This window comes from Rubrivirga sp. (assembly GCF_049648075.1).
Taxonomy (GTDB): domain Bacteria; phylum Bacteroidota; class Rhodothermia; order Rhodothermales; family Rubricoccaceae; genus Rubrivirga.
This window is the reverse complement of the sequence record NZ_JBARYR010000011.1, coordinates 1-8323: the sequence shown is the minus strand read 5'-3', so window position 1 is coordinate 8323 and position 8323 is coordinate 1. Positions and strand designations below refer to the sequence as shown.

Sequence of the window (8323 nt, the reverse complement as noted above, 5' to 3'; positions counted from 1 at the left end):
CTACTTCACGAGGCGCGATCTGTACCGCGACGCGGTCCGGCGCGGCTTCGACCTGTCGACGACCGAGACGGTCGGGCTCTTCGTGGTCCTCTCGGTGGCGGCGGGTGTGGTGGGCGCGGCGGCACTGCGAGCGCTGGCCCGAACGGACGCGCTGGTGGCCGCGACATCGTCGTGGTCCGTCGAGGCGCAAGCGCGGCTGACCGGACTGCTCGGACAACCGCTCGCCTTGGCCGGCGTGCTCGCCTTGGCCTACGCGTCGTGGTTGGTGTTCAACCTGATCTGGATCGGCATCATCGCGGGGCGCCGCCGTGTCCGCCCGGCGCAAGCGCTGTCGATCGCGGTCTGGTGCCGGTGGGCCTGGCTGCCCTTGATGGTGATCGCGCTCGTCCTGGGCAGCATCGACGCGGGGCTGGCGACGGTCTTGGCTCCGGCCGTATTGGGCCTGGGGTTGCTCGCCGAGGTGATCGCGGGCTACCGAATGATGGGCGACTTGCAGGCCGTGACGTACGCGCCACCGGCTCGCGCCGTCCTGGTCGGGTTCGGGCTCCCGTTCTTGCTGGCGATTGCAGGCCTGGTCGTGCTCGTGGTCACGTCGCAGGAGGAGATCACGTTCGTGTGGCACCTCGCCACACGCGCGTAGTCGTCCTCGAGGTCGGCGTCGCCCTCGAGGGCGGCTGGCTCTAGCTTGCGGCTCGCCCTCGACTGCCGTGCCCGCCAAGAAACAGCCCCAGCCCCTCGGCTCCGTCCTGTCCGACCTCGTCGATCGGTACGGCTACCGCGAGCGGTTCGACGCGGCCCGCGCGGTCGAGGCGTGGCCGGTCGTGGTGGGGGAGGCCATCGCGAACGTGTCCGAGCAGGTCTGGATGCGCCACGGCGTGCTGCACGTCAAGGTCCGGTCGGCGGCATGGCGACACCAGTTGCAGTTCCAGCGCGAGGCGTGGCGCGACCGGATGAACGAGCACCTGGGCGGGAGCGTCGTGGACGAGGTCGTGTTTCGGTAGTCGTCCTCGAGGACGTTAGCCCAGCACCTCCGCGCACGCCGCGTCTGACGCGCCCTCGAGGTCGCCCGTCGCGAGAAACCCCTTGACCATCCGGAGGACGCGCGGTCGCATCATGATCACCGTGTGGCCGGACGGAATCACAGCGTGGTCCGCACCCTCGAGGCACGTCTCGGAGACCGACACCTTGCCGTCGCGGTCGCCCGCGATGACCGCGACCTCGAGGCCGTCGGGAGGCCCGAGAGAGACCGCCGTCCCGCCCGTCGTCTGAAGCTCGCGGATGGGAGGCAACGCCCACCCGATCCAGCGCGCCCACTGGTCGGCCGACGAGGAGCCCTGGTTGGGAGGTGCGAGAAACACCGCCCGGCCCGGCGTGCCTGGCGCCCCGTCGTGGAAGACCTGGCGCACCACGACCGTCCCCAGGCTGTGCCCGACGTAGTGAACGCGCGGCGCCGGCTCGTCATCGAGGGCGCCCTCGATCTCGGCCGAGACCTGCGCTCCGATCTCCGCCACGCTCGGGCGCTGGCTGTCGTACCCGACGTTGAGCACGCGGTAGCCCGCGCGGCGGAGCGACACGTCGAGGGCGCCCATCGACAGCGGGCTCCGGCCCATGCCGTGGACCAGCACGACCAGGTCGCGCGTGCCGGTGTCCGGGCGGGTCGAGGCGCACGCGCTCAAGGTCAGGAGGAGGGCGGAAAGCGTCAGAAGCCGGATCATGCTGACACCCTACGGGCCGACCTCGAGGTCGGTCTAGTGCGTTTGTACCAGCCGCGTCCTCGAGGACGCCGGACCGGCTAGAACCGCGCGAGCAGGGTCAGACGCGCTGTCCTGGGAATCACCGGGTGGAAGTGGACGTCCTCGATGCCGTCCGTCGGCTCGCCGCGCAGGCGCGACGCGTAGAAGTAGCTCACGTCCGCGTCGTGGGAGTCGAGCGCGTTGAGCACGTCGAGCGACACCGCGACCGCTCCGAGCCGGTAGCCGACTTTGGTGTTGACGAGCGTCGTGGCATCGGCCTCGATGCTGCCGTCGCCGTTCAAGGGCCGAGGCCCGAAGTGACGAAGCTGGAGCGCCGCCAGCGGTCCCGTCTCTTGCCCAACATAGATCCCGGCCGACACGATTCGCCCGATCGAGTTCTCGATCCGGTCCTCGTCGCCGACGTCCCGGAACCGCGACCGCGTCAGCGCCACGTCGAGCGTCGCGTTGAGCCAGTCCGTGGCCTGGTAGTACGTGTCGACCTCGAGGCCGACGTGCCGGCTCGCGTCGCTCGCCTCGGTCCCGCCCGCGTCGCCGACGAAGACCAGCTCCGAGTCGAGGTCGATGAGCCACAGGGCCACCGTCGAACGCAATCCTTGCAGCGCCTCCGTCCGCAGGCCGAGCTCGGCGCCTTGCGTCCGCACCAGCGGGTCCACGCGCTCGACGGCCTCGCGCGTGGCCGGATCGAGGGCGATCGTAGTGCCTCGCGCGTCGTTGCTGTGGAAGCCCAGGCCCAGGTTGGCGTAGACCTCGGTGTCCTGCCACGGCCCCAGCGCGAGTCCCACCTTGGGGCTCACGATGGCGTCCGTCTCGACGCCGGAGTTGACCTCGAGGTCGCTCGCCACGTCGAACCGGTAGCCGTCCGCGCGAAGCCCGGCCGTCGTGCGGAGCCAGTCCGTCCAGCGCGTCTCGTTGCGGACGTAGGCGCCGGCCGCCGTCTGCGCGACCTGGTCATCTCGGACCGTCCCGGTGCGAGCCCGATCCTGCGTGCGGTGAAGCCCGACCTCGAGGATCTGATCGTGCCGGACATCCGCGCCGACCGCGGTGACGCTGCGCGGTCCCATCATCCAGCGGTGAGACGCCCCGCCGCCGCCGTAGACGCGCCGGTCGACTTGCTCGAACTGGTCGCCCTGGTCCGGGTCGTCCAAGAAGTAGGTAAAGTTGGAGAACAGGTCGAGGTGGTACGCGGCCGCATAGGCGTTCACGCGCGTCTGGCTCGCCCTCGAGGTCGATGCCCACGTGCCGGCTAGAGTATAGCGGCCCGTCGAGCCACCGTTTGTCGGGTCGAGCGCCCCCAACCGATCGACCCGGCCGTCCTCGACGGCGCGGAGCGCGATCTGGTCCGTTGCGTCCCAGTCCTGGACATAGCCCAAGGCCGTCACGGTCAAACCGTCGGACGCGGTCCCTGTCGAGTACTTCGCGACGGCGCTCGCCAGCCCGCTGTTCTCAGGGTTCACCCACGGCCCGTCGTAGTAGCGCCCGCGAACGGCGAGGAGCAAGTCACCGCTCCCGACCGGCCTCGAGTCCGCGATCAGCGCCTCATAATGGTCATCGACTCCCGCCTCGACTTTGGCGATACCGTCCTCGAGGCGGCGCACAAGTCGGATCTCCGCGCTTCCTGCCGTCGCGAAGTCGCCGGTCTCGGCATTCTGTGGTCCCTTCTCGAACGCGACGTAGTCGACGAGCTCTGGAATAAGCTGGTTCAGGTCGAGGTAGCCTTGGCCATGCGCGTGCGTCGGGAGGTTCATCGGGACGCCCTCGAGCGATGCTGAGAAGTCTGTTCCGTGGTCCAGGTTGAACCCACGTAGGAAGAACTGATTGGCCTTTCCGGATCCGCTGTGCTGCGTCACAATCGTACCCGGTATCGTTTCGAGCACTTCTCCGACGCGTAGCAGCGGCCGAAGAGCGAGCTGATCCTGCCCCACGAACCCTTGCGATGCTGTCGTCGCAAAGCCGACCAGGTTGGTCGCGCGCCCTTCGACGACGACCTCACCGATCTCCGAGTTGGCCGGACTCAGGGTGATGGTGAGGCGCACCGTCTCGCCGTCCTCGAGGACGACGCGGCGCTCTGCAGGTGCGTATCCGAGAGACGACGCGCGAAGCGTGTAGGTGCCAGGCGCGGCCTCGAGGTCGAACCGTCCGTCGGCCCGTGTGGTCGTGCCAGAGTCAGTGTTGACGAGCGCGACAGCCGCGCCCTCGATGGGAGTGCCAGTGCCCCCCTCGAGGACGGTGCCGGTAATGGATTGAGCTGCCACGGCCGGAAGCAGGGCCGTGAGGAGAGAAAGCCACAGAGTGCGGCGGAAGAGATAAAGCATGTAGAGACGTAGAGACGGAACTCACGCCCCGAGACCGGGGCACGTGGAAGGACGCGCCGCACCCTCGTGCGACGCTTAGACCGGGCGACCGGCCTCGATCATGACTAGCTCCAGCCGATCGGCGGGGGCGTCTCTACGTCGCGTCCTCTCGTGGTAAATCCCTCGCCGACCTCGAGCACGCTGTGAAGCGCACTCGTCGGGGCGGCTGGTACGGTAGCCGATGACGACGGCCGATGCTTGTCGAGCGAGACCACCGCGACCGCGGTCTCCTCGGCGGGAGGAGGGCCGTGGCTGTGAACCATGCCATCGTGCTCGTGGAAGTCGCCCTCGAGGGCGACGCCCGATTCTGAGGTGGAGCGCGCGTGCGTCCTCGAGGTCGGCAATGTATCCGCCTCGGAAGAATGTGGCCCGTGTGAGTGTACGTGGCCGCCGTGGCGGTGCGTGTTGCGCAGCGTCGTCAGGATCACCGCGCCGGTCTCGTCGGCTGCGCCGGTCTGACGACTCTCGAGGACGCCGGGCGCCGCGATGGCTGAGCCGTGTTCGAGAGCGAGGTGTGGCACCAGTCGCCATCCGTGTCCGATGGCCGTCGCGTTCAACGCCGCGAGATATCCCACCGCCACAACGACCGCTGCCACCCCGCGCAACGCGCGGAGTGACGAGTGGAGCGTCGGGGCGGCGGTTCTCACGAGCTAGGCCTCGATCCGGCCCAGGAGCACGCGTGCTTCATCGGCTGTGGTCGGGCTCTCGACGTCGAGGTTGCCATCGAGAGCGATCCGGTAGTGCCGAGCGGCCTCGTCAAGCTGTCCGGCACCTTCGTAGATCTGAGCGGCGCGGTAGTGAACCATCGCGTCGCCGGTGTCGAGTCGCATCGCGCGCTCGATGTACGGGATGCCCTCAGCCGAGCGGCCGTTCTTGTGGAGCGCCCACGCCAGCGTCTCGTTCGCGTGCATGTGGCCGGGACGGCGAGCTTGCTGCTCGCGTGCCTTTACGAGCGAGCCCTCAAGGTCGCGTCCGAGATCGAGGAGAAAGTCTGCCTCTTCCATGTCGACGATCTCGCCCATGTCGCGGGCGCGTTGCAACGCCACGAGAACACGCTCGGCGGCGGCGTCTGACTGGGCTTGGTCACCGGCGGCGGCGTAGGCCTCGACCAGGAGCTCGTCCATCATCTCCATCGGCCGGAGCGACCGGGCCTCTTCGATGAGCTGGACCGCGCGGTCGGCGTCGCCTTCGACGAGCGCGACGTGACCAAGGCCAGCAAGTGCGGGAGCGAAGTCCGGCATCTCCTCCAGGGCGCCCTCGAAGATGACACGCGCGGTATCCGGCTTGGCGTCGCCGAGGTACAGATTGCCGAGTTGGAACAGCGCCCACGAGCGCTCCGACCGGCCGATGGGCGCCGCGTTGGCTGCGAGCTGCATGGCCTCGATGGCGCCTTCCGTGTCGCCGTAGAGCTCACGGATGTAGCTCGCCCTCGAGTACGCCGGCAGTCCGGGCTTGAGCGATTGCAACCGGTCCGAGGCCTCGACGGCTTCGTCGTACTCGCCGAGCTCGACCAACGCGTCGATCAGCGTTCCGTGAACGTAGGCGAAGTACGGGCGCTCCTCTAACAACTCGCGTGACAAGTCGCGACCGTCCTCAAAGCGGTGCAAGATGTTGTAGAGCGATGCCAAGAGGGCACGGGCGTAGATGTCGCCTGGCCGGGCTTCGACGGCGCCCTCGAGGAGTTGCTGAGCCTCGGGGACGGTTTCGAACTGGGTGCCGCTTTCCTCGCCATACTGCATCAGCGCGTGGGCGAGACGGACCTGTGCGGCCGCGTTGTCGGGCTCGCGCCGGACGAGCGTCCGGTAGTAATCGACAGCGTCCTCGGCGTTATCGAACCGGTCGCCCGGCTCGATCTGGGAGTGGTCGGGCGGTAGTGGCGGCGGCTCGCGGAGCTGCCACATGACGGCGACGGTGATGACGGCGGTGGCCACCAGGCCGATCGCTAGAATCTTAGAGGTACGTGCGGACATCGAGGGCGATACAAATGAGAAGGGGGCGAGGCTTCGGCCTCGCCCCCAAAAAACGAGTGCCGCCGTGGCGGCATGATCGCAAGGCGGCTAGCGGACGACCGTCGTCTGCTTCGCCGTGATGAGCTCCCCATCCACCATCAGGCGGTAGATGTAGGTGCCCGAGGCCAGCCGCGATCCGTCCCAGGACAGCTCGTGCGTGCCCGAGGTGTAATCCCGGTTGGTCACGGTCTCCACCAAGCGGCCCTGGACGTCGTAGACGTCGACGCGGACCGGAGCGGCTTCGGAAAGCTGGAACCGGATCGTCGAGGCACCCGAGGTCGGGTTCGGGAACGCGGGATCCAAGAGGGTCCCACGAGCCACGCCGACGTTGATGCCACTCGAGGTCGCGAAGTTGGCGAACGGTGCCCCCGGCGTCTGGTCCCGGACGAAGTCGTACCCGCGGTGCGGGGTCGGGACGTACGGGAACTCAGACATGAACGGGAGATCGTTCCGGGTCGGCCCGGCCACGAACGCGAGCTCCTGGAATATCTGCGATGAGGTCGCAAAGTCCGAGTAGTCCCCGGCCGTTGCGTCATCGTCAGGCAGGCCCACAGCAGCGAGCACGACGCCCGCGACGGCCTGGAGCTCGATCGTGGTCACATCGTCCTCGAGGCGGCGCCCGTTCGGGAAACCATCCATGTGCGGGATGAACTCGAGGTCGGTCGTGGCGAAGTCCGGCGAGGTCAGGCCGATGGCCGCCGCGCGGATGAGCCCGAGCCGTGCCCAGTTCGTGAACTCGTCGTCGTCCCGGTCCGTCGTCGGAACGGCCATGTTGAGGCGCAGCATGTCGCCGCCCCACAGGCCGCCGTCTGGCGTTTGGGTGATCGGGAGGAAGTTGTTGATGAACGGCTTGCCCTGCGTGAAGTCGAGGTCGCCATCACCGTCCGTGTCGGCCACGAGCCCGCCCTTACCAGTCAGGAGTTGGTATGGGGCCAGGTTCGGGACGCCGAAGTAGAAGATGGGCAAGATGTCCACTCGGCGCGGCTGGCCGGGTGCGAGGAGCGCCGTCGGGACGCCGTCGGCGGTCGGCTTCGTAGGAGCGGCGAACGCCGTCCCCGCGATGTCCAGCGCTCCGTTGACCACGAGCGGCAGGACCGCAGCGGCGCCGTCGGCACCGTTGGTGAAGTCCAGGCCGGATCCGACGTTGGACGGGTCACCGTCGCCATCGAGGTCGAGGCCAGGGTACGAGTTCTGCTGGATCGTCAAGTCCGTGGACAGACCCGGGACAGCGTCGCCAAAGGCGCCGTTGTTCATGTACAGCGCCAACTCGGGGTTGACGAAGTACTGCGCGAACGACTGCTCGGCCTCGCTGTACGGCGAGACGTAGTTCCAGCGGTCCTTCTCACCGATCGGGATGATGGCCTCGTTGGTCAAGGGCATCCCGAGACGGGAGACCTGGACGTAGGGACCGGACACGGTCGGCTTCGAGCCGTCGGGTGACAACGTCGAGACCTGCGGCCTCGAGGCCGAGGCCCACACGCCGATCACGAAGTTGGGATCGAGGATCGTGTTGGCGCCCGTCGCGGCGTCGTCGTCCGACGCGTCGTCGGGGTCCGGTGCGTCTGCTCCGTCCTTCTGGAGCATGTTGATGGGCACCTCGAGGACGATCGAGTGCGTGTTGTATCCGGCGACAGCGTCGCGGGCCAGCATCGCGTTGTCGTGCTCCAAGACGCCGTCGGTGCCGAAGGACTGGCGGATGCCGCCCAAATCAAAGACGCCGCCGAGGTCGACGAAGAACGGATCGTCACGCGGGCCAGCGAAGACCGTCTCGCCCGTCGAGGCCGTCTCGATGGCGCTCGTCACGAGCGACTCGTAGTCCATGCCGAGACCGGCTGCGCCCTCGATGGAGCGGGGTCCGATGTTGACCGGCGGTGTCTCACCGTCCTCGATGATGGTCGTGAACGAGCGGCCGCCGTCGGTGCTCTTCTCGAGCGTGTACGACGTGTTGATGTTCTCCGCGCCAAGGCGGATGTTGAAGAACGTTGTCGGGTCCTCGTTGACGCGGTCGAACGTGAACCGGTACGTGATGTCATCCGTGGCCGTGCCGAGAGGTCCGACCGACGTCTGGTTCTTGACGTGGATCTCGTAGCGGATGTCCTCGCCGAAGTGGTTGTAGTTCGGGCCGCCGTCCGGGTGCGAGAGCGGGATGTAGTTGGCGATGATCGTTACCGTCTCCGCGCCCGGCGTGCGGTAGGCGTAGACATCGGTG

Annotated in this window: 6 protein-coding genes and 1 pseudogene; 2 read left to right on the top strand and 5 right to left on the bottom strand. The window is 67.9% G+C overall.

The window, feature by feature from the left end:
* Positions 1–640: pseudogene (locus WBA11_RS00395) on the top strand (hypothetical protein); the annotation flags it as partial.
* 67 nt (positions 641–707) lie between these two features.
* Complete coding sequence (locus WBA11_RS00390) at positions 708–1001, top strand: DUF721 domain-containing protein (RefSeq protein ID WP_424518756.1); 294 nt, start codon at positions 708–710, stop codon at positions 999–1001.
* A 15-nt stretch (positions 1002–1016) separates the two neighbouring features.
* Here the strand turns inward: WBA11_RS00390 and WBA11_RS00385 are convergent, their stop codons facing one another.
* The 5 genes from WBA11_RS00385 to WBA11_RS00365 form a co-directional block, all read right to left on the bottom strand.
* Positions 1017–1715 (bottom strand): esterase/lipase family protein, encoded by a 699-nt coding sequence (locus tag WBA11_RS00385; protein ID WP_424518755.1) that lies wholly within the window; start codon positions 1713–1715, stop codon positions 1017–1019.
* Between the two features lie 77 nt (positions 1716–1792).
* Positions 1793–4066, bottom strand: a complete 2274-nt coding sequence (locus WBA11_RS00380; protein ID WP_424518754.1) for a TonB-dependent receptor — start codon at positions 4064–4066, stop codon at positions 1793–1795.
* 104 nt (positions 4067–4170) lie between these two features.
* Positions 4171–4752: a hypothetical protein gene (locus WBA11_RS00375; protein ID WP_424518753.1), complete on the bottom strand. Its 582-nt coding sequence runs from the start codon at positions 4750–4752 to the stop codon at positions 4171–4173.
* Between the two features lie 3 nt (positions 4753–4755).
* The gene (locus tag WBA11_RS00370; protein ID WP_424518752.1) at positions 4756–6075 is read right to left on the bottom strand and encodes a tetratricopeptide repeat protein; all 1320 of its coding nucleotides are present in this window, start codon (positions 6073–6075) and stop codon (positions 4756–4758) included.
* A gap of 87 nt (positions 6076–6162) precedes the next feature.
* A partial coding sequence (locus WBA11_RS00365) for a DUF4331 family protein (RefSeq protein ID WP_424518751.1) occupies positions 6163–8323 on the bottom strand: 2161 nt, incomplete at its 5' end.

Excerpts from the sequence above, each read along its gene's own strand:
- WBA11_RS00380 (WP_424518754.1), bottom strand. The coding sequence starts at position 4,066 with ATGCTTTATCTCTTCCGCCGCACTCTGTGGCTTTCTCTCCTCACGGCC.
- WBA11_RS00385 (WP_424518755.1), bottom strand. The coding sequence starts at position 1,715 with ATGATCCGGCTTCTGACGCTTTCCGCCCTCCTCCTGACCTTGAGCGCG.
- WBA11_RS00370 (WP_424518752.1), bottom strand. The coding sequence starts at position 6,075 with ATGTCCGCACGTACCTCTAAGATTCTAGCGATCGGCCTGGTGGCCACC.